Source organism: Saccharopolyspora sp. NPDC045839, from assembly GCF_056431645.1.
In genome coordinates, this window is record NZ_JBWKKH010000018.1 from 127,460 (window position 1) to 149,118 (window position 21,659).

18 protein-coding genes and 2 pseudogenes are annotated in these 21,659 nt (G+C 67.8%); 16 read left to right on the top strand and 4 right to left on the bottom strand.

Annotation, left to right across the window (positions count from 1 at the left end; genetic code table 11):
- Positions 1-163: 163 nt before the first annotated feature.
- From AC07EQ_RS24290 to AC07EQ_RS24340, 11 genes are all read left to right on the top strand, one after another.
- A complete protein-coding gene (locus AC07EQ_RS24290; RefSeq protein WP_478390189.1) occupies positions 164-1,378 on the top strand; it encodes a bifunctional 3,4-dihydroxy-2-butanone-4-phosphate synthase/GTP cyclohydrolase II in 1,215 nt (404 codons plus the stop codon).
- 55 nt (positions 1,379-1,433) lie between these two features.
- Positions 1,434-1,961 (top strand): flavin reductase family protein, encoded by a 528-nt coding sequence (locus AC07EQ_RS24295; RefSeq protein ID WP_478390190.1) that lies wholly within the window; start codon positions 1,434-1,436, stop codon positions 1,959-1,961.
- Positions 1,958-2,395 carry an ester cyclase gene (locus AC07EQ_RS24300; RefSeq protein WP_478390191.1) on the top strand — a complete coding sequence of 146 codons (438 nt, stop codon included), beginning with the start codon at positions 1,958-1,960 and terminating at the stop codon, positions 2,393-2,395. Before AC07EQ_RS24295 ends, AC07EQ_RS24300 begins: the two co-directional genes overlap by 4 nt.
- Before the next feature lie 44 nt (positions 2,396-2,439).
- Positions 2,440-3,225: a 2-keto-4-pentenoate hydratase gene (locus AC07EQ_RS24305; RefSeq protein WP_478390192.1), complete on the top strand. Its 786-nt coding sequence runs from the start codon at positions 2,440-2,442 to the stop codon at positions 3,223-3,225.
- A gap of 181 nt (positions 3,226-3,406) precedes the next feature.
- Entirely contained in the window at positions 3,407-4,897 is a 1,491-nt protein-coding gene (locus AC07EQ_RS24310) for an aldehyde dehydrogenase (NADP(+)) (protein WP_478390193.1), read from the top strand.
- 19 nt (positions 4,898-4,916) lie between these two features.
- Positions 4,917-5,402, top strand: coding sequence for a riboflavin kinase (locus tag AC07EQ_RS24315; protein WP_478390194.1), 486 nt, complete (start codon positions 4,917-4,919; stop codon positions 5,400-5,402).
- A gap of 155 nt (positions 5,403-5,557) precedes the next feature.
- A complete protein-coding gene (locus tag AC07EQ_RS24320) occupies positions 5,558-7,063 on the top strand; it encodes an MFS transporter (protein ID WP_478390195.1) in 1,506 nt (501 codons plus the stop codon).
- 37 nt (positions 7,064-7,100) lie between these two features.
- On the top strand, positions 7,101-7,904 hold the full coding sequence (locus AC07EQ_RS24325; RefSeq protein WP_478390196.1) for an HpcH/HpaI aldolase family protein: 804 nt from the start codon (positions 7,101-7,103) through the stop codon (positions 7,902-7,904).
- A 44-nt stretch (positions 7,905-7,948) separates the two neighbouring features.
- Positions 7,949-9,055: a mandelate racemase/muconate lactonizing enzyme family protein gene (locus AC07EQ_RS24330; protein ID WP_478390197.1), complete on the top strand. Its 1,107-nt coding sequence runs from the start codon at positions 7,949-7,951 to the stop codon at positions 9,053-9,055.
- 230 nt (positions 9,056-9,285) lie between these two features.
- Positions 9,286-10,365 carry an alcohol dehydrogenase family protein gene (locus AC07EQ_RS24335; RefSeq protein WP_478390198.1) on the top strand — a complete coding sequence of 360 codons (1,080 nt, stop codon included), beginning with the start codon at positions 9,286-9,288 and terminating at the stop codon, positions 10,363-10,365.
- 38 nt (positions 10,366-10,403) lie between these two features.
- Positions 10,404-11,531, top strand: a complete 1,128-nt coding sequence (locus AC07EQ_RS24340) for a mandelate racemase/muconate lactonizing enzyme family protein (RefSeq protein WP_478390199.1) — start codon at positions 10,404-10,406, stop codon at positions 11,529-11,531.
- A gap of 161 nt (positions 11,532-11,692) precedes the next feature.
- On the opposite strand, the pseudogene AC07EQ_RS24345 reads toward AC07EQ_RS24340, so the two are convergent.
- Together AC07EQ_RS24345 and AC07EQ_RS24350 are read right to left on the bottom strand one after the other, a co-directional pair.
- Positions 11,693-12,031 (bottom strand): annotated as a pseudogene (locus tag AC07EQ_RS24345) (FAD-dependent oxidoreductase); the annotation flags it as partial.
- Positions 11,982-13,322, bottom strand: a complete 1,341-nt coding sequence (locus AC07EQ_RS24350; protein WP_478390200.1) for an MFS transporter — start codon at positions 13,320-13,322, stop codon at positions 11,982-11,984. The pseudogene AC07EQ_RS24345 and the gene AC07EQ_RS24350, both read right to left, overlap by 50 nt.
- A 625-nt stretch (positions 13,323-13,947) precedes the next feature.
- Here AC07EQ_RS24350 and AC07EQ_RS24355 point away from each other — a divergent pair.
- A pseudogene (locus AC07EQ_RS24355) lies at positions 13,948-14,558 on the top strand (zinc-binding dehydrogenase); the annotation flags it as partial.
- Between the two features lie 794 nt (positions 14,559-15,352).
- Here AC07EQ_RS24355 and AC07EQ_RS24360 read toward each other — a convergent pair.
- The gene (locus tag AC07EQ_RS24360) at positions 15,353-15,832 is read right to left on the bottom strand and encodes a hypothetical protein (RefSeq protein WP_478390201.1); all 480 of its coding nucleotides are present in this window, start codon (positions 15,830-15,832) and stop codon (positions 15,353-15,355) included.
- 187 nt (positions 15,833-16,019) lie between these two features.
- Here AC07EQ_RS24360 and AC07EQ_RS24365 point away from each other — a divergent pair, with 187 nt between their 5' ends.
- Positions 16,020-18,356, top strand: a complete 2,337-nt coding sequence (locus AC07EQ_RS24365) for an ATP-binding protein (protein ID WP_478390202.1) — start codon at positions 16,020-16,022, stop codon at positions 18,354-18,356.
- Between the two features lie 244 nt (positions 18,357-18,600).
- Here AC07EQ_RS24365 and AC07EQ_RS24370 read toward each other — a convergent pair whose 3' ends face one another.
- Entirely contained in the window at positions 18,601-18,825 is a 225-nt protein-coding gene (locus AC07EQ_RS24370; RefSeq protein ID WP_478390203.1) for a hypothetical protein, read from the bottom strand.
- Between the two features lie 364 nt (positions 18,826-19,189).
- Between AC07EQ_RS24370 and AC07EQ_RS24375 the strand changes: the two genes are divergently transcribed.
- From AC07EQ_RS24375 to AC07EQ_RS24385, 3 genes are all read left to right on the top strand, one after another.
- On the top strand, positions 19,190-19,708 hold the full coding sequence (locus AC07EQ_RS24375; protein WP_478390204.1) for a GntR family transcriptional regulator: 519 nt from the start codon (positions 19,190-19,192) through the stop codon (positions 19,706-19,708).
- A complete protein-coding gene (locus AC07EQ_RS24380; RefSeq protein WP_478390205.1) occupies positions 19,705-19,926 on the top strand; it encodes a hypothetical protein in 222 nt (73 codons plus the stop codon). Before AC07EQ_RS24375 ends, AC07EQ_RS24380 begins: the two co-directional genes overlap by 4 nt.
- 318 nt (positions 19,927-20,244) lie before the next feature.
- The gene (locus tag AC07EQ_RS24385) at positions 20,245-21,582 is read left to right on the top strand and encodes a flavin monoamine oxidase family protein (RefSeq protein ID WP_478390206.1); all 1,338 of its coding nucleotides are present in this window, start codon (positions 20,245-20,247) and stop codon (positions 21,580-21,582) included.
- The last annotated feature ends 77 nt before the right edge of the window (positions 21,583-21,659 follow it).

The window sequence follows — 21,659 nt, forward strand, 5'->3', positions numbered from 1 at the left end:
CGAGTTCAGTGTCACAGTTCGATCCATAATGAACGAAGCGTTCAGATAGTGAATATTTTCCGGCTGATTGATCAGTCGAGGTGGTAAGAGCGCAGGTTCCGGTGTTCCGCGGTGACCGGGGTGCGCCCTGTCGCGGACCGATACGCATTCGCAGGAGAAACCGATGCCCTCGTCGAGCATTGCCGAAGCCATCGCCGCCCTCGCGGCCGGCGGGAAGGTTCTCGTCGTCGACGACGAGAACCGGGAGAACGAAGGCGACCTGATCATGGCCGCCGAGCACGCGTCCACCGACGACGTCGCCTTCTTCCTGGAACACACCTCGGGATTCCTGTGCGTCTCGATCGACGAGCAGCGGGCCGACGAGCTCGAACTGGACCTGATGGTCGCGACCAACACCGAGAGCCAAGGCACGGCCTTCCTCGTCAGCGTCGACTACAAGCACGGGACCACGACCGGGATCAGCGCGCAGGACCGGGCGGCGACCATCCGCGCGATGGCCGATCCGCAGCTCGACCCGGCGGATCTGGCCCGGCCCGGGCACATCATGCCGTTGCGCGCGAAGCCCGGCGGGGTGCTGGAGCGCACCGGACACACCGAGGCGGGAGTCGACCTGTGCCGACTGGCCGGGCTCAGCGGTGCCGCTCTGCTGTGCGAGATCGTGACACCCGACCGGCGGCAGATGATGCGCCGCCCCGAGCTGGAAGAGCTCGCCGCGGAGCACGACATCCCGATGATCTCCATCGCCGCGCTCGTCGAGTGGCTGCGCGACGACGACCCCGGAATCCGCCGCACGGGACAGGCCGAGATCCCCACCGATCTCGGGACGTTCCAGGCGATCACGTACCAGGCCGCGGGTGAGGAAGTCGAGCACCTCGCGCTGGTGATGGGCGATGTGGAAGGTACCGACGACGTTCTCATCCGCCTGCACAGCGAATGCCTCACCGGTGATCTGATCGGCTCGTTGCGCTGCGACTGCGGGTCCCAGCTGCGGATGGCGATGAGCGAAATCGCCAACGAGGGCAGGGGGATCATTATCTACATGCGCGGCCACGAGGGGCGCGGGATCGGCCTGGGCCACAAGCTCCGCGCCTACGAACTCCAGCAGCACCACGGGATGGACACCCTCGAGGCGAACCGCGCGCTCGGTCTGCCGGTCGACAGCCGCGACTACGTCCCGGCCGCGAGGATCCTCGCCGGGCTGGGGATCGGCTCGGTGCGGCTGATGACCAACAACCCCGAAAAGCACCGCGCGCTCGAGGAGAACGGAGTCGTGGTCAGCGAACGCCTCGCGCTGGAAGCCCCGCCCAACGAGCACAACGTGGCCTACCTGGCCGCGAAGCGCGACCACATGGGGCACATGCTCCAGCAGCTCGCCTGAACCCGAGCGCCCGCACCACTCCACCCACTTCTCAGGCACAGTAAGGAGGCCGACCATGTCTGTCGTCGTCACCTGGAACCCTCCGTCCATCGACCCGGTGGTCCAGCGCCAAGTCTTCAGCGCACTCCCGACCGGCGTCACGGCCATCACCGGCCTCACCTCAGATGGATCCCCGCGCGGTTTCGTGGTCGGCACGTTCCAGTCCTTGTCGCTGGACCCGCCGCTGGTCACCTTCTGCGTGGACAAGAGCTCCAGCACTTGGCCGACCCTGCGCTCCCTCGGGCGCTTCACCGCGAACATCCTCTCCACCGAGCAGCTGCCCGTCTGCCGGGCGCTCGCGCGCAAGGGCGAGGAGAAGTTCCGGGGCATCGACTACGAGGAGAGCCCGCTGGGCACCCCGCGCATCTCCGGCGCCACCGCCTGGATCGACTGCGAAGTCCTCTCCGAGGTCGTGGCCGGCGACCACTACGTCATCGTCGGCTCGATCGAGGAGCTCGTCGCGGGGGAGGGCGAAGCCCTGATGTTCCGCGGCGGCAAATTCGGCGAGTTCACCCTGTGGCCGACCCCGGAAGGAAAGGCATGACGGTCATGAACACGATGCTCGAACGCGTCACCGACGCCTGGACCAGGGCCTGGGGCAGCGGCGACACGGCCGCCTTCGAGGCGCTGGTCGACGAAGGCTACGTGCGCCACTCGAAGTCCGGTGAGGAGTCCATCCAGCTCGTCGTGCAGCAGATCGAGGAGCAGCACACCGCGTTCAGCGGCTTCAGCATGCGGATCCTGCGCGCCATCGAGGACCACAACCTCGTCGCGATCCACTGGGAGAGCACCGGAACGCACACCGGCGAGTTCATGGGCGTCCCCCCGACCGGCCGCACGGTCACCGTCACCGGCGCCTCCTTCGTGGCCCACCGCAACGGGAAGATCACCGACGAGTCCGTCGTCTGGGACCCGCGGGAGATGCTCTCCGCCGTCGGGATCTGGCACCTGGGCGACCAGCGCAAGCGCAGCACCTGACAGGCCGCTTTTCGGACCACACCGATACACCGGAGGAGTACACCGTGGCGATCAACGTCGTCGAGACCGCGGAGCGCATCATCGCGGCCCAGGAATCCCGTTCTCCCGTCGACAAGCTCATCGACGAAGCGGACGGGCCCACCAAAGCGGACGCGTTCCGCGTCCAGGAGGAGGTCGTCCGACGGCGCGTGGCCGCTGGGGACGCGGTCGCCGGTTTCAAGCTGGGCAACATCGCCAAGGCGATGCAGACCAAGTTCGGCGTGGACGAGCCCGACTACGGCTACCTGCTGGCCGGTCAGTTCCGCCCGGAGAACCTGACGATCACCGCCGACGAGTTCATCGAGCCGTTCGTGGAGGTGGAGCCGGCGTTCGTCCTGAAGAAGAGCGTCGGCGGGCCGCACGTCACGGCCGTGGACATCATGGCGGCCACCGATTTCGTGGTCCCCGCCCTGGAAATCATCGATTCCCGGGTGCGCAACTGGAACATCGAGATCTACGACACGCTGGCCGACTGCGGCTCCAGCGGTGCCGTGATCGTCGGCGGCAGCCCGCGCAAGCTTTCCGAGGTCGACCTCGCCGACACGCCGGGAGAGGTGCGCTTCGACGACGAGGTGAAGTCCAAGGGCAACACCAATGCCGTCTACGGCAACCCCATCGGCGCGCTCGCCTGGCTCTGCCGGCGCATCGCCGAATACGGCGTGGGGCTCGAGGCCGGTCAGCTGATCCTGCCGGGCAGCATCCTGGCGGCGGAGAAGTTGGTGCCGGGCCACCGCATCACGGGCAGCTTCGCCGGGTGGGGAGAGGTGAGCTTCGACTACGCGGCCCGCTAGTCCGGGACCGTCCTAATGGGACATTACCGGCTCCCTCGCATTCGCGGAGCCGGTCCACTCCATCGACACCGCTGAGCAAGCAGAACCACCTCGCCGCCTCCGCGCAAGAGGGGGCGGGTGCCAACACCTGAACACCGGTGCAGCGGTGTGCAGGTGGACACCACGGAAGGAGACCCCAGCGATGGGCGTTGACAACGAACAGCCGTACCCCGAGACCAGCCTCTCCGAGATCGACCCGCTCCTGGGGCGGGTGCAGGCTGCCCATCGCAGCTGGGCGGGCACACCGGCCAGCGCCCGGGCGGACGTCCTGACCGCCGTTGGCGACGCCCTCGACTCTGCTGCCGGGGAGCTCGTTCCCCTGGCCCAGACCGAGACGCACCTGCCCGAGGGTCGGCTGCGCGGTGAGCTGAAGCGCACCGCCTTCCAGCTGCGCCTGTTCGCGGACGTGATCCGCGACGGCGGCCACACCGACGCCCGCGTCGACCACGCCGACCCCGACTGGCCCATGGGCGCTCCCCGCCCGGACCTGCGCCGCTCCTCGCGCCCGCTCGGCCCCGTGCTCGTCTACGCGGCCAGCAACTTCCCCTTCGCCTTCTCGGTCGCCGGCGGCGACACAGCCTCGGCGCTCGCCGCGGGCAACGCCGTCGTCGTCAAGGCGCACCAGGGGCACCCACAGCTCTCCGACGCGACAGCCACCGTAGTGCGCTCCGCGCTCCAGGCCACCGGCGCCGATCCGGACCTGCTCAACGTGATCCACGGACGCGAACCCGGCATCGCGGTGCTGAAGGACCCGCGGATCAAGGCGGCCGGGTTCACCGGATCGATCCCGGGCGGGCGCGCCTTGATGGAGATCGCGACCTCGCGCCCCGACCCCATCCCGTTCTACGGCGAGCTGGGCAGCAACAACCCGGTCTTCGTCACGCAGGCCGCCGCCCGCGAGCGCGGGGACGAGATCGCCGCCGGCTTCGTCGCCTCGTTCACCCAGAACTCCGGCCAGTTCTGCACCAAGCCCGGCACCATCTTCGTCCCCGCCGGTTCTGATCTGGCCCAGACGCTGGCTTCGGCCACGCTGCCGGAGGGCGAGCCGATGCTGAACCCGAACATCGAAAAGGCCTTCCGCACCACGCTCGCGGAGCTCGAGGGCCACCGCGCCGTCGAGGTGCTCGCCCGCGGTGTCTCCTCGGCCGACGGGGATCCGGCGCCGACTCTGCTGCGGACCACCGTCGCGGAGCTCCTGGCCGACCCCGTTGCGCTCGAGGAGGAGTGCTTCGGCCCCACGGCGCTGGTCGTGGAGTACGACGACGAGGCGCAGCTGGTCGCCGCGGCCCGCACCTTCGCCGGACAGCTCACGGCCACGCTCCAGGCACAGGAGTCCTGCGCGGTCGCGGAGCTCGTCGAGGAGCTCGCCGAGCGCGCCGGCCGGGTGCTGTTCAACCAGTGGCCGACCGGTGTTTCGGTCACCTACGCGCAGCAGCACGGCGGGCCGTACCCCGCCACGACGGCACCCGGCACCACCTCCGTCGGGACCGCTGCCATCCACCGCTTCCTGCGTCCGGTCGCCTACCAGAACTTCCCGCAGCACCTGCTCCCGGCGGAACTGCGCGAGGACAACCCGAACGGCGTCCCGCGGCTCGAGGACGGCCGCCGCGTGGAACCGGTCTCCGCTCGTTAAGGCCCGGGAGGAGATTCCCATGAGCATCGTCATCCAGGGCGTCGTCGAGCACGGCGACGCACGCGGTCGCCTGCTGGGCTTCCCGACCGCGAACCTGCGCATGCCGCGCGGAACGGAGCACGACGGCGTATGGGCAGCCTGCGCGGCCGTCCCCGGCTGGGGCACGTGGCCGGCGACCGTTTCCGTCGGCACCCGCCCCACCTACTACGACGCCAACTCGGTCCGCCTCGCCGAGGTACACCTGCTGGACTTCGACGGCGACCTGTACGGACGCCACATCAGCGTGGAACTCACCGACCTGCTGCGCGGACAGGTCGCCTGCTCCTCGACGTCCGCGCTCGTCGATCTCATCCGTGATGACGTGCGCCGCACACGCGCCCTCCTCGGCCAGGCGACCAGTACGCCCGGCGCCGCAGAGGCGGGGCCGGTGCCGGACGTCGCGGACGGCCGCGCCGCCTCCACCGTCGCCGCAGCGGCTACCGGGCCGACCTGCGCCGGACCGTAGAAAGCGCCCGCAGGACGGGATCGAGCCACGGCTCCCCGCACCAGCCTGCTGATCACCGCGGAGGTCCCGTGGTTCCTCCACCTCCCCGTATCCGAGGCCGCTTTCACTGTCGTGCCTCGCTGACTCGCGTCAACCGCCAGAAACGAGGGACAACGATGTCCGATTCGAGAAGAAGTCATCACCCCGGAGCATCCGAGGACACGCGCAAGGTCCGCGAAGAGGACTGCATCGTCGTCGACAAGCCGGCGCTCATCCGGGCGCAGGTCGGCGCCGGGGTGGGCAACTTCATCGAGTGGTACGACGTCGGGGTCTACGGCTACCTGGCCGTCACCCTGACCAAGGTGTTCACCGAGGGCATGGACGAGAAGCTCGGCCTGCTCGTGACGCTGCTCGGGTTCGCCGTGTCCTTCCTGGTCCGCCCCCTCGGCGGCATGATCCTCGGTCCGCTCGGGGACAAGATCGGCCGTCGCAAGGTCATGTTCTTCACCATCGCGCTCATGGCCGTTGCCACCACGCTGATCGGCGTGCTGCCAGGGGTGGGCCAAATCGGTGCCTGGGCCGTGGTGCTGCTCTACCTTCTGCGCATGGCGCAGGGCTTCTCCACCGGCGGCGAGTACGCCGGAGCGGCGACCTACGTCGCGGAGTTCTCGCCGGACAAGAGCCGCGGGTTCTGGACCTCGATGCTCAACAGCGGCTCGCAGCTCGGCTTCGCGGCCGGTGCCGGTGTCGTCGCGGCGACCACCGGAATCACCACCCACTTCTGGGGCCCGGACGCCATGCTCAACGGAGGCTGGCGCGTCCCGTTCCTCCTGGCGTTCGTCCTCGGCATCATCGCGATGCTGTTGCGCAGCAGGATCGAGGAGTCCCCGAGCTTCAAGGCCGCCCAGGTCAAGACCGAGGCGCAGGCCGCCAACCCGATCTTCATGCGGCACAAGCTGCCCGGCGTCTTCAAGTTCTACTGGCCGCAGGTCCTCATCGGCATCGCCCTCATCGGCGCCGACGGCGCCTCGTCGTACACCCTGACCAGCTACATGCCCACGTACCTGGAAACCCAGGTCGGGATCGCCACGATCCACACCGCGGTCGCCACCGTCGGCATCCTCGTCCTGCAGGCCCTCCTGCTGCCGATCTTCGGTCGGGTGGCGGACAAGCTCGGGCGCAAGCCGGTCTACCTCATGGCGGCCATCGGCAACCTGGTCCTGCTGGTTCCCGCGTTCGGGCTGATGCGCCTGGGGACCACGTGGTCGCTGTACGTCGCGCTGGGGCTCGTGATGATCCCGAGCACGCTGTTCCTGTGCATGAACGCGGCCATCATGGCCGAGCTGTACCCGACCGCTTCGCGGTACTGCGCCGTCGGGTTCACGCAGAACGTCGCAGCCTCGCTGTTCGGCGGCACCGTACCGCTGGTTTCCCAGCTGCTCGTCGATCTGACGGGGAACAGCTACGCGCCCGCCTACTACGTCATGTTCTTCTCCGCCGTCGCCCTCGTCGCAGCCCTGTGCATGCGCGAGTCGGCCTCGCGCCCGCTGCTCGGGTCGGTCCCGGTGGTCTCCAGCCGCGAGGAGGCCCGGGAACTGGTCGATGGCCAGGACACGAACGAGCGCTTGGACACCTCGACCATGCTCCTGGCGCCCCTGCCCAAGGTGAACAGGCGGGCATGAGCCCTCCGGCTTCACGGGCCACGACGAGGAGGAAACTTTGACCAGGACGAACGAGTCGGTGACGCCGATCGCGGACTTCGTGCGGCGCGTGCGCGATCGCGAGCCCCTCGTGGGGTACTGGCTGCTGGCCGATTCACCGGTGATGGCGGAGCGGCTGGCGCGGGCCGACTACGACTACTTGTGCCTCGACCAGCAGCACGGGCTCATGGGGTATCACGGCATCCGCGACGGCCTCATGGCCATCGATGCGGGCGGTGTCCTGGGTTCGCGGCACACCGTGGGGCTCGTGCGCACGGTCGCGAACGACCTGCGCTGCATCGGCCAGGCACTCGACGCCGGCGCGGCCGGCGTGATCGTGCCGATGATCGACGACGCGGCGACGGCGCACGAGGCGGTGCGGAACGCGAAGTACCCGCCGCTGGGGCGCCGCTCGTACGGGCCCATGCGGTCCGAGCTGCGACGCGGCCCGGACCTCGCCGTCGTGAACGACACGACGCTGGTGGCCGTGATGATCGAGACCGCGGCGGGCCTGGAACACGTGGAGGAGATCGCAGCCGTGCCGGGCGTCGATGCGCTCTACGTGGGCCCGTACGACCTCACGCTCGCGATCGGCGGCGGCAACCCCGACGATCCGGCCGCTGTCGAGGCGCGCGACGCCGCGCTGCAACGGATCCTGCGCGCCGGGCACGACGCGGGCAAGGCTGTGGGCATCCACGCCGACGACGGGGACACCGCCGCAGCGCGCCTGGCCCTTGGCTTCGACTTCATCAGCATCGAGGGCGACCTGGTTCACCTCGAGCAGATCGCGCAGGCGCACCTGGACCGCGCCCGCCGGGTCTGAGGGGCTTCTACCCACTACCGCCATCACCTGAGAGGGGAGAGCGCATGAAGATCTCCGAGATCGCCGTCTACTCGCACCAGATCCCCGTTGTCCACGGGCCCTACAAGATGTCCGTCGGCGAGCTCACCGCTCTGGAAACCACCCTGGTCAAGGTCGTCACCGACAGCGGCCTGGTCGGCTGGGGCGAAACCTGCCCCGTCGGTCCCGTCTACCAGCCGCACCACGCGGCCGGCGCGCAGGCGGCGCTGGCCGAGATGGCCCCGAGCCTGATCGGCGAGGACCCCACCCAGGTCCTGAGCCTGCACCGCCGCATGAACGCCCTGCTGGATGGCCACAACTACGCCAAGGCCGCCATCGACATCGCCGCCCACGACATCACGGGCAAGCACTTCGGCGTGCGCGTCGCCGACTTGCTCGGGGGAGCGCAGACGGAACGCGTGCCGTCCTACTTCTCGCTGAGCGTCGGGGAGCCGGACGAGGTTGCCGAGCAGGCCCAGCGGCGCGTGGACGAGGGTTATCGACGCCTCCAGCTGAAGGTCGGGAACCGTCCCGTGGAGGTCGACATCGAGGTCGTCCGCAAGGTGTGGGAGCGGGTGGGCGGGCGCGTGCGGCTGGCCGTGGACGCCAACCGCTCAATGGTCACGCGGGACGTGCTGAGGCTGAGTCGCGAGTGCCGCGACCTTCCGTTCATCATCGAGCAGCCCACCCGCACCATGGACGAGGTGCGCGGGATTCGCGACCGGATCGAGCACGCGATCTACCTCGACGAGACCACGGTCGACGTCAACGCGGTGCTGCGGGCGGTGGGGGACGACCTCTGCGACGGATTCGGGCTCAAGGTCACCCGTCTTGGCGGTCTGCTGCCGATGACGACCGTGCGCGGGATCTGCGAGGCGCGCTCTCTGCCCCACACCTGCGACGACGCGTGGGGCGGGGACATCATCGCGGCGGCCTGCACCCACATCGGCGCCACGGTGAATCCACGGCTCAACGAAGGCGTGTGGATCGCGCAGCCGTACCTCGCTGACCACTACGATCCCGAGCACGGCCTTGACGTCGTCGACGGCCACATCGCCCTGCCGTCCGGCCCTGGCCTGGGCATCGCGCCAGATGAATCCCGGTTCGCCGCGGCGGTTGCGGTCTTCGGCTGACGGTGCCCAGCTGAACCTGCGAAATCGCTTCGAGTAGTCCCTCGCGGGCAGAAGGCGGGTCCCGCCGCGCGGAACCCTCCGTACGGTCTTTCGCAGAAACTGTTCCCTGCGACCGTGTTTCGCCATCTTGGTGATTGAACGATCAGTGACCGTGGCGATGGCACGTACATGTCCGCGCTCGACGTTCGCGTCTATCGGACGAGAGAAGGAGAATCGTGCTTCCTGAGACCATGACCGCCGTGCTCCTGACCGGTCACGGCGGATTGGACAAGCTCGAGTACCGGACCGACGTCTCCGTCCCGCACCCGGCCGAAGGCGAGGTGTTGATCGAGGTGGGTGCCGCGGGGATCAACAATACCGACGTCAACACCCGCATTGGCTGGTACTCCAAGCAGATCACCTCGGCGACGAACTACGGCGGGGCCGACGGTTTCACCGCGGTCGACGACGGTGACGCGAGCTGGTCCGGCAAGGGCCTGGATTTCCCCCGCATCCAGGGGGCTGACGTGTGCGGCCGAATCGTCGCGGTGGGCGACGGGGTGTCCGCCGACCGCGTCGGCGAGCGGGTTCTCGTTCGCACCATGCTGCGCAGCTACGTCGGTCACCGCCCCTTCGAGTGCTGGACCCTCGGCAGCGAGTGCGACGGCGGCTTCGCCCAGTACGCCGTCGCCCCCGCTCCCGACACCTACGCGGTGGACTGCGACTGGAGCGACGCCGAACTCGCCGCTGTCCCGTGCGCCTATTCGACAGCGGAGAACATGCTGCACCGCGCCGGCGTCGGCGCCGAGCGCGTGCTGATCACGGGTGCTTCGGGCGGTGTTGGGCTCGCGGCCGTCCAGCTCGCCAAGCGGCGTGGCGCAACCGTCGTGGCCGTCTGCTCCGCGGACAAGGCACCGCAGGTCAAGGCGGAGGGAGCGGACGAGACGGTCGAGCGCGGCGCGGACCTGGTCGCCGCGCTCGGACAAGGCTCCATCGACGTCGTCGTCGACCTGGTCGCCGGGCCGCAGTGGCCCCAACTGCTCGACGTGCTGCGCACCGGTGGCCGCTACGCCATCGCAGGTGCCATCGGCGGACCGATCTCCGAGATCGATCTGCGCACGGTCTACCTGAAGGACCTCACCTTGCACGGCTGCACCTTCCAGCCCGACGAGATCTTCGAGAACCTCGTCTCCTACGTCGAGTGCGACGAGATCCGCCCGGTCGTCTCCGCCACGTACCCGCTGGCCGAGATCGCCCGCGCGCAAGCGGACTTCCTCGCGAAGAAGCACCCCGGAAAGCTGGTGCTCATCCCTCCGGCTCCCGCGCGCTGACCCGCGGAACCGCTGCACGTCCTGGTGGCGAAAGGGACATGATGAAGATCTCGCGGATCGAACTCTTCCAGGTCGACCTCCCGTACTCCGGCGGCACCTACCTACTCTCCGGCGGCCGCACCTACACCTCGTTCGACGCCTCCGTCGTCCGCATCACTTGCGACGACGGAACCCAGGGCTGGGGCGAGAGCACCCCGTTCGGCTCCACCTACATCGCCGCGCACGCGCTCGGCGTCCGGGCCGGTATCGAGGAGATGGCGCCCCACCTGCTCGGCAGGGATCCGCGCCAGCCCGACCGGATCAACGACGCCATGGACGACGCGTTGCTCGGCCACAACCACGCCAAGACCGCGCTCGACGTGGCGTGCTGGGACGCGTTCGGCAAGTCGGTTGGCCTGCCCGTGTGCGAACTGCTCGGCGGGTCGACCGGCGTCCCGATGCCGATGATCTCCTCGATCCACGCGGGGGAGCCGGAGGAGATGCGGCATCGGGTCGCCGAACACCGGGACCGCGGCTTCCGCGGCCACTCCATCAAGATCGGTGCGCTCGACGAGGAGGGCGGCCCGACGCTCGACGCCGAGCGCATCGCCGCGTGCCTCGCCGACCGCCGCCGAGGCGAGTTCTTCCTGGTTGACGCCAACAACGGACTGCTGCCCGAGTCCGTGCTGCGAATGCTGCGCCTGCTCCCGTCAGGCCTCGACTTCGTCCTGGAAGCGCCGTGCGCCACCTGGCGCGAAACGATGTCGCTGCGCAAGCGCTGCACCTACCCGATCATCATCGACGAGCTCGCCGAGCAGGACGCCGACATCGCGTTCGCCGTGGCCAACGACGTCGCCGACGGCATCGGGCTGAAGATCTCCAAGGCCGGCGGCCTCACCCGGGGACGCCGGCACCGCGACATGGCCCGCTCCGCCGGACTGACCACCAGCGTGCAGGACACCGTCGGCTCCGCCATCGCCTTCGCAGCCATCGTCCACCTCGGTGCGACCGTGCCGACCCGGATGCTGCGCACCGTCCTCAACTGCGAAAGCATGGTGACCCTGCGGACGGCGAAGTTCGACGCGGTCGGCGAAGACGGCCTCGTCCTCCCACCGGACGCCCCCGGCCTCGGCATCGAGGTGGACGAGACCGTGCTCGGCGAACCGGTCGCGGTCTGGGCCGCCTGAACAGGCCGGGCGCACCCCGACTCCTGATCAGGAGTCGGGGCGCGCCGCGATGTCCGCGTAGAGCTCGGGTCGTCGTTGCTCGAGCAAGGGGATACCGTTGATCGGCTGCGCGACCCCGTTGTGCCGCACAGCGTCGAGGAGATCGAGCAGGTGATGCGCCCGCCGGCGAAGACGTGCCCGCCCCAATTGAGCCAGTACGGTCCTCGGCGTTCCGATCGAATGCGCCCGCCGACTCGCCCTTCCGCTTCGAGCAGGACGGCGTCCCGGTGCCGCAGCCGCCAAGCGGCCGCTAGCCCCGCGATACCGCCGCCAACGATGACCACGTCTTTCATCGATCTTGCCTTCCAAACACTCATTGCAGTCGCTGATGACGAGCCCTCGTCGAGGACGCGAATGGTGGGCTGGAGCCCCCGCGGGTTGTCGGGGCTCCAGCCGGCCCAGCCGGTGGGATCACGCGGGCGATTGGGCCCGTGTGGTTGTTCGGAGTGCGCTGGCTTCATGGAGAGCGAGGTTGGTGGTCTCCGGTGCCCACAGGACTGAGACGATGACGCCGAGCAGGGTGACGGCGGCGCCGATGAGCATGGTTGTACCGACTCCGAGGCCGGTCAGTGCCAGGGGGACGAGATAGGTGCCGACCGCCGCGCCGATGCGGCTGAGCGACGAGGCGACGCCGACGGCGGTGCCGCGAACTTCGGTGGGGAACAGTTCGTTGGGATAGACCCACTGCAGGATTTGGGTGCCGCCAATGCCAAGCGCATACACGAGAAAGGCTACGGCCAGCACCGCCATGGGTGCGGTGGGAACGATCCCGACGACGAGCAGTCCCACACCGGAGATCAGGAAGCTCCAGATGACCAGCAGTCGGCGGCCGGTTCGGTTGATGAGGACCAGGGAGAGCGCGCAGCCGACGAGGAACAGCAGGCTGATCAGGGCGGAGCTGAGGTTGGCGGTCTCGCTGCTGACGTTCAGGGCCGCGAGGATCTTCGGCCCGAACGCATACATCGCGAACAGCGGCACGATCGAGCAGGTCCAGAAGGTCGTCACATACGCGATGCGCCCGAGGTAGCCGCCGCGGAGCAACGCGCCGAACTTGACGCTCTCCTGAAAGGGCGGCAGATCATCCACGCTGGCGCCATCGCCGTAGACCTTGCGCATCACGGCATCGGCTTCCTCGCGCCGGCCTTTGCTGAGCAACCAGCGTGGCGACTCCGGAGTGCCCAGGCGCAACAGGACGATGATCGTGGCGGGAATCGCCGGGCTGAGCAGCATCCACCGCCAGGCGTCGGGGCCGACCACCATGAGCGCGTCACCGATGAAGTAGGCGGCCGTGGCGCCGACGAACCACATCACGACAAGCCCGCCCAGCAGCGGGCCACGGAACCGGCGCGGGATGAACTCGGCCAGCAGAGAGGTTGCGATGGGATAGTCGGCGCCGACCGCGATACCGATGCCCAGGCGCAGCAGGAACAATATCGCGACATCGCTGACGAAGAATTGCAGCACCGAGCAGACGATGATCGCGACCAGGTCGATGGTGTAGAGGGTTTGGCGGCCGAAAATGTCGGTGAGGTAGCCGCCGATCCCGCCGCCGATGAAGATTCCGATCAGCGCCGAGGCCCCGAGCAACCCTTCCCAGACCGTCGAGACGTGCAGTTGCGGGCTGATCTGCACCATCGCGATGCCAATGATGCTGAGGATGTAGCCGTCAAGGAAGGGGCCTCCCGACGAGTACAGCGCTAAGCGCTTGTGAAACCCCGACAGGGGCGCATCGTCGACCACGTTGCCAGACATAACCGCTCCCGAGGATTTAAATGGGCGCTCTGACGCTGAGTTGCCGAGTGAGGAAGCTGTAGTTGGTGGTTGCGAGCTCGCGGTCGCCTTGTGGGCGTCGCTATCGTGGCCACCGGATAGCGACGAAGTATGCGAACGAGCCCGTTTGTCGACAACGCCCAATGTAGCTCCACCAGGAGCCAGGCTTACAGTGAGTCATAAGTCTTCCTAGGATTTCTGCATGGCTAGACGTCCGCGCGAAGCGGTGGTCCTCACCGGCAGTGAGCACGCCGCGCTGGTGAGCTGGACACGCAGCCGCAACTGCCCGCAACTGAACTGGGCTGAAGCAGTGGACCTCATCGCCCGCGAGGACATCGGTATCTACGAGGCGATCCGCAGCGGTGACGCCAACGAAGCCGCTCGCCGTTGGCGCATCAAGGTCGAACGCAGCGTCCGCTACATGGTCGCCCAATTCCCCAAGGACCACTTCGACCCCAACCTCTGGGTCGCCATCGCCGGCAAGCCCGATCCAGGCTCGAGTGCTTCCCCGCGCGGGTGCGCGAGCAGTTCGACCACCTCGTCCGCAGCCATCCGCTGCGCCGGGAGAGAACTCCCCAGAGCTCGTCCGGCGCATCCACGTGTCAGGGCTTCCGACGTCGAGTCCGTCGGCGAGGGCGTCGCCGACCTGGATCCGGATGACTACGTGGTGCCGAACTGGAGCGCGTCTGCGGCGCGTGTTGCGCCTGTGAGAAGGGCAAGCCGCACCTGTGCTTCGACGCCAACAACGCCAAGTAGGCCATGACGATCGGGGACGGCACCCGGCTGTCCCGGCCCTGGGCATCGGTGCCTTATTCGAGAAGGCACGGGTCGCCGTCGGACAGTCCACCACGGTCAACCCCGACACATGGCTGGCCTCGCCGCAGCCGTCAACATCGGACGGGTCCGCCGTGGCGCCTCGGTAGCAATGATCGGCTGCTGCGGCGTCGGTAGCGCCTCGATCGCCGACGCGAAGCTTGCCGACGCGAGCACGATCATCGCGGTCGACACCGACCTGCGGAACTGACCTGGAACGAGGAGTTCGGCGTCACGCACACCGTCGACGCCACCGAGACCGATCCGGTCGAGGCGATCCGCAACGTCACCGACGGCAACGGCGCTGACGTCGTCATCAAGGCAGTGGGTCGCCCCGAGACCTACCAACAGGCGTTCTACGCACGTGATCTCGCCAGGACCACGGTCCTGGTCCGCGTCCCGTCTGGACCGTCGGCGACGACCGCGCGACCACATCAACCAAGCCCCGGCTTGACCGACCGGTTTTCCGCACCGATCCTGCTCAACCCAGCCGAGAAGATCCTCTGGGCACGACCTGGCCCGACCGCAAGCCCGACCAGGAACTGGAGGAGGCTAAGTGCTGACCGCCGGGGGATCGACCTGCGCGTACTGCAACCCCCAGCCACTCCCCGGGCTGGTCCTGCCTCTACGCGCCAGAACTGGACATCGTCTTCACTGGTGACACCCCGTTCAACGGCGGCCCTGGCACCACAAGATGGTCCTACTCGGACTTCGACACCATCATCGAATCCCCTCCGCACCACCCTGCTGCCTCTGCCCGGCCACACGGAAGTTCGGACCGGACACGGCGACCCGATCAAGATCGGCGATGAGACCCCGCACCTGCGGGCCTGGATCGAATGCGGACGATGAAGACCTCCGGGGCTCCGCACCCGCAAGCCACCCACCGACATCTCCGGAACGGCCCGGCACCTCGCTCGTGCCAGACCTCGACCGGGGAGACGACAAGAACCGAGAGGAGGGGTACCCCCGTGAGCCATTCCGATAACGCCACCCACGAAGCCGGGGAGAGCGACCACGACGACGAGTCGCACATCGTTCGCGGGCTCGACGAGGAGCTCCACCTGGTGCGTCTCGCAACCCGTACGCCTGCCCAGCAGAGATGGACTCGGTCACGCGGCCCTGCTCTGGTGTGATCGCTGCATATCTCACACCAGGAGCACGTTTCGGAGGCGCTGCCGGTCGCTTCCGATTCGGTATCAGGCTGCAGAGGCATGCCCTTCCGCAGACGCACGACGGCTTTCGAATGCGGTCGCCAGACTGGCTCGGCAGGTTCGGAGGATCTGCCGCGTTGCCGCAGTGTCGGGGGTCATGCGGCAGCGCGTGCAGATCACGTCGACCGAACCCTCCACCTCGTCCACCGCGACCGAGGCCTCGGCTTCGCAGCGGCGGCACCAGCGGTGTCCGGTCACGACGATGACGTGCACAGGTGAGCTGATGCATTCGTGCACCCATCGGCGATGCACGTGGCAGGAGAGGCGATCCAGCGGCGAGAGTTCCCCGCGTTCTTCCACGGCGTCCTCCATGCTCAGAACCTTGGCAAGACGGCGATCACGTACGTCGACATAGCGCTCGTCGACCCGCGGTAGCTCCACGGGCCCAGGCCGAGCAGGCCGCGGCGAATGCCGTGACTGAGGGTTCTCGACCTCGGTTCGTCCGGAGCGGGCATCGACAAGCATGGCTTCCGCCTCCCAAGTCCATTTCGTCTGGTGTCCAGTGTCTTTCGGCCTGGTTGCGGAGACATTCGTGCCAGTACGTACGTGACTGCGTATTCGGAGCGCGCCCGACGACGACCATCTTGCGGTGGGCAGCCTTTGGTACCATCAGCCAGAGTAAGACCAGGTTGTCGATCAGCCCGAATGAACCATGGTGGCACCAGCTTCGATCGATTCCGGAGCAAAGCACCTCACCGAACTGACCGGATTCGTGGGGCGCCGGGCTGAGCTGGGCGAGATCAGGCGTGCGCTGTCATCGTCCCGGCTCGTGACCCTCACCGGTGTCGGCGGCGTCGGCAAGACCCGGCTAGCGGTACGGACGGGCTGGCGCCTACGACGCTCGTTCCCCGACGGTGTCTGCGTCGTCAAACTCGCCGATCTGGACGACAGCGACCTGGTGGCGCAGGCGGTCGTGAACGCCCTCGGGATTCACGACACCGCCACCCGCTGGAACGCGAGAACGCTCGCCAACCGGCTTGCCGGGCAGCGCCTGCTGCTGGTGCTGGACAACTGCGAACACCTGCTGGAGGCCTGCGCCCAGCTCGTGGCCACGCTGCTGGAAGGCTGCCCTGACCTGAGAGTCCTCGTCACAAGCCGGCAGCCCATAGGCATTGCTGGAGAACACGTCTACCCGGTGTCCCCGCTGCGCGTCCCTCCCGACGACGCGCCACGCACTCCTCAGGCGCTGCGCGGGTTCGAAGCGGTCGCGCTGTTCGAAGACAGGGCCGCCACCGCGGTACCGCACTTCGCGGTCGACGACGACAACAGTGTGGCGGTCGCCGGGCTGTGCCGGCGACTCGACGGGATCCCGCTGGCCGTGGAACTCGCCGCGGCGAGCCTGCGGGTACTGTCACCAGAGCAGCTGTTGCGACGTCTCGACGACCGGTTCAGCCTGCTGACCTCCGGCAATCGGACTGCACTGCCCCGTCACCAGACGTTCCAGGCGTCGATCGACTGGAGCTTCGACCTCTGCACCGAGCAGGAACGCCTCCTCTGGGCGCGAGCCTCGGTGTTCGCGGAGAGCTTCACCCTGGAAGCCGCGGAAGCCGTGTGCGCGGACTCCGCACTACCGCGCTCCCAGGTGGTCAACGCCGTGACCGGATTGCTGGACAAGTCCGTCATCCTCCGCGAAGAACGAGAAACCGGCGTTCGATACCGGCTGTTGGAAACAATCCGCCAATACGGCCGCGCGGTACTTCACGAATCCACAGACGAACACAGGATGCAGCGGCGCCACCGGGACTGGTACCTCGGATTGGCCGAAGACACCCACCGACGCTGGTTCGGTCCCGCACAAGCAGCCTGCATCGCGACCATGCGCTCAGAGCAGGCCAACATCCGCGCTTCGCTGGAACACTGCCTGTCCACACCGGACACATCGCATTCGGGCCTGCGCATCGCCGACGCCTGCCGCGACCCGTGGCGGGTCGACGGACTCACCAGTGAAGGACGCCGCTGGTTCGACCGCCTCCTCAACCACGATCGCGAACCGAGCGCGCCCAGGGCTCGCGCGCTCACGAGTGCCAGCTACCTCGCGCTCCAACAAAGCGACCTGCCCGCCGCTACCCAGATGGTCCGCGAAAGCCGGGACCTGGCCCAGCAACTCAACGACGCAGCCCTGGCAAGGCTGCCCAACGTGCCCCAGGCGCACGCCGCCATGCAACGGCAGGACTTCCCACACGCCATCGCACTTTCCGAAGAGTTCGCTGCCTGCCCGCCCGACGGGGAGACCGACTGGCTGGCGACCGCGTTGCTCCTGCTGGGCATCAGCCACACCTTGTGTGGAGACCAGAAGCGAGCGAAAGCTCGCTGGCAGGAGCTGCTCGATCTCTGCGAAGAACACGGAGAGACGTGGCGAAAGTCCTACGCGCTGTGGGGCCTCGGGCTCGAGGCCTGGCGAGAGGGCGACCTGAACCACGCCGAAACCCGCGAGCTCGAATGCCTTGCCGCACAACACGGTTTCCACGACCAGTTCTGCGCGGCCCTCTGCCTCGAGGCCATGAGCTGGATCGCCACCAGCACCGGGCGTAACGAGAACGCCGCCCGCCTAGCCGGCGTCGCCCACACGGTCCGCCGGGACGCCGGCAACCCTCTACTGCCCTTCTTCACCGAATACCACGACCGCTGCGAAGAACAAACCCGCCGCACCCTAGGCGAAAGAGCCTATACCCGCGCTTTCGAAGAAGGCGCTCGCCTCACGATCCGCCAGATCACCGACCAATTACTGGGCGAACCCGCCGGACCCAGTCCATCTTCCCGGGACGAACCGGGCGAGCAACTCACCAAGCGGGAAAGAGAAGTCGCACAGCTCGTCGCGCAAGGAATGACCAACAAGCAAATCGCCCAAACGCTTGTCATCTCACAACGCACCGCCGAAGCCCACGTCGAGCACATACTCACCAAGCTGGGCTTCACCTCCCGCGTCCAGGTCGCCGCGCTGCTCGCAGAAAACCCCGACACGCCAACAAACGCCAAACACTACGCCTAGTAGAACGATGAGGGCCTGTCAAGTTGGGCCTGTAGCGGAAACGGCGCCTCTCTGTGTCAAGCGGATCTTGTATGGTGGTAGTGGCGGGCTTGGTAAGTGACTTGTCCGAAGAGCTGATGAGCGGGGTGTCAGTCAGCCGCGCTGGACGATAGAGCCGCCCCCGAGTGTCCTGCCGGGCCCGCCGCCAACGTCCGCTCGGCGCCGTGGAGAAGTTGACGGTAGACCACATCGGACAGTCGCCTTTTCAGGCACCGCATGGCTTCTTTATGGCTCTTGCCTGCCGCGCGCTATTGGCGAGCGCGGCGCGCACCTGGTCGGTGAAGGCGGTGGGGCAACTGCCGTCCGCCTGGGTGGGCAGCGCGCCGCTCGTCCACACCAGGTCGCGCATGGCGACGGCCGCTGAGTAGGGGGCCGTCGCCGGGGTCGATTCCAGGGCGATGAGCTCCTGGTCGGCGTCGTGCGTGGTCATGAGGACCTTCCTTCACAGTGCTCTGCAAGGGGAACAGGCGGTGCTGATCGCCGGGGCGGGCAACTGGCTGCCCTGACGCGTGTTGCGGCGAGCGGGTGCTACGCGGCGCGAAGCCCCGCTGATCGACGTTGCGTTGATGGCCGCCAATCGACCAAAGTGTGATCACACATTTAGGAATGTGATCACACTTGTGCAAGAGTGGGGAGGTCTGAGATTGACCAGCCACGTGGACGACTCGGTAGGATCACGCTCGGTGTTCAGGGTGAGAGGGTGTGATCCAGAAGCGGCCGGATCCACTGCCTCACCACCGACGACGTGGTCGCCCGCGACTGATTTCGCGGCTGCGCCGAGCTAGGAGAAACTCGTGTCCGCCGAGCGGCATGCCCACGCAGCAGCAGGGGTGCCACACGAAGCTCGCCCTGATCTGGCGAGCCCGCTATCGACTGATGATCGTGCGCTCCCCCTGGCTGAGCAGGTCTACCAGCACCTGCGGCGCCAGGTGATCCACGGGGAGATTCCCGCCGGTAGCTGGCTCCGCATACGCGACCTCGCTCGGGCCTACGGCACGAGCGTCATGCCCGTGCGCGAGGCCGTCCGCCGTCTCGTCGAAGCAGGTCTGGCCACTCACGAACCTTACAAAGGCGCCAGAGTTCGAGGTCTCAGCGTTGACGAGCTGACCTACGCCTACGACTTGCGCATTCTCGTGGAAGGCGAAGCAGCAAGGCTTGGCGCCCTGGCTGCGCGGCCGGAAGCCGCTGATCTGATGGGGCTCCATCGGGCAGCACCTGAACGGGCGGTCAAGGCAGGAGACATGCTGAGCGCACTGCAGGCCGACGAGCGCCTCTCGACACCCTCTACGAGTGCACCGGAAACCACATCATGATCGACGTGATCCATGGCCTGTGGGAGAAGTGCCTGCCGTACAAAGCTGTTTGGGCCACCAACATCGCTGAGCGGAACGACGCCGACGCCTGGCATCTCAAAGCGGACCTGATCGACGCGGTCCACGCCAACGACGGCGATCGGGCCCAGAGCATCATTCATCAGTCCTACCGCATTGCGCAGACGTCGATCCAAAATATCTTGACAGAGCAAGGCTGATCCTCAGAGCACACGCGTCAGGAACGGCCGCGACCCGTTCCAGTCTGAGCGGCACGGCGAGGACGCAATCTCGGTTTTCCTGCCTGGGGCCTTGGTGTGGTGGAGATGCGTACGCCGGATCTCGACATTGGGCGGTGCGTCGGGCAATGTTGTTGCGGTGTACGGGAACCTCGCCGTGTGGTGGGATCCGGCTACTACAGGGGCCTGTACATTTACGCGCTGGAGGATTGCTCCCGCACCAAGAACGTCATGCACAACCACGGCAGCTGACCCCACGTCGTACTCGCGGGGCGCCCCTTGAGGGGGAGGAGGAAATCCATGATCGTGCACGATCTCGTCGTGGTAGGCGGCGGACCTGCTGGCGTCGGCACCGCTTACCGGCTGCGCGAATCCGGCCTGGTGGTGAAAGTCCTCGAAGCACAACCGGAGCCGGGCGGGCGGACGAAGAGCGTCCGGCTGCCCGGAGGGATGGCCAACACCGGCGCGCTGTTCGCCTACCGCGGCACGCCGAGCGAGGAGCTCGTCACCGAGCTCGGTCTTGAAACCGTGCCCTTCGAACCGAGCACCTACGGCATCTCCATCGACGGCCACACCTCGATCGGAGCGAGCAACGCGGACGTGGTCAACTCCTTGCCGCTTCCCGCCGACGATCGGGCAGCGCTGCTGGCGACACTCGACGGAGCGGTCGCGGAGTACCTGGACAACACGCGGGGCGGTCGCTTCACCGCCGACGCCGACCGCCTCGACGGGGAGACTGTGGCCGAGCGGTTCCGCGCATTGCCCGCGCACGCCCGGAAGATCCTGGAGACGGCTGTGCGCGGTGGGTCGGTAGGGGACACGGAGCATCTGAGTGCGCGCTACGCGCTCCGGTACTTCGCCAGCTATCCGGCGCACGAGAAGGAGAACCGCCTGTTCGTGCTGAACGGGATGCAGGCGCTCACGATCGGCATGGCCGCACGCTTGGCGCCGGGAACGATGGAGCTCTCGACCCGGGTCACGAAGGTGACTTTCGACCCCACCGCAGGGGTTTACGCCGTCTCCGCGACGGGCCCGGCGGGCGACGTCGAGCACCGCGCCCGCCAGGTTCTGCTCGCCGTGCCCGCGCCGCTCGTGGAGTCCCTCGTCGACGGCCTTCCGGCGTGGAAGCGCGCGGCGCTGGCGCGGGCGGAGACACCGGGCAGTACGACGATGGTCGTCGCCGCGGACGTCAGCGGAGTCGAGCACCACCGCGATTGGGCCTTCGTCACCACCGCCGGAAGCCGGTTCGACTGCATCATCAACCCGGCGCCCGGCCGGGTCGCGTCCTCCAGCGAACCGAACATCGCGCACTTCGTCTGCTACGGGAACTCGGCGGGATACCGACCCGACGTGGCCGGTGATCCGGAGCAGGAGGCGCAGTGGCTGGAGGACTTCCTCGCCGTCGCCCCGGGGCTGCGCGGACGGGTGCGCGGCACGCACGTGCAGGCGTGGGAGCACTGCTTCGCCCTGCTGAGCCCGAAGCGTGCGGACGCGGTCGAGGACCTGCAGCGTCCGGTCGGTGCGATGCACTTCGCCGGTGACTGGACGTCGCCCACCGCCGGAACGCACGGCGCGCTCGGTGAAGCAGAGCGCGTGGCTGACGCCGTGGTCGCCGCGGCCCACACCAACGGCGGATAGCCGCCCCCTATGTAGCCGGAACGCACAGCGCGGCGGGTCTTCCTGCTCGGAAGACCCGCCGTCTGCCGGTTGATCCC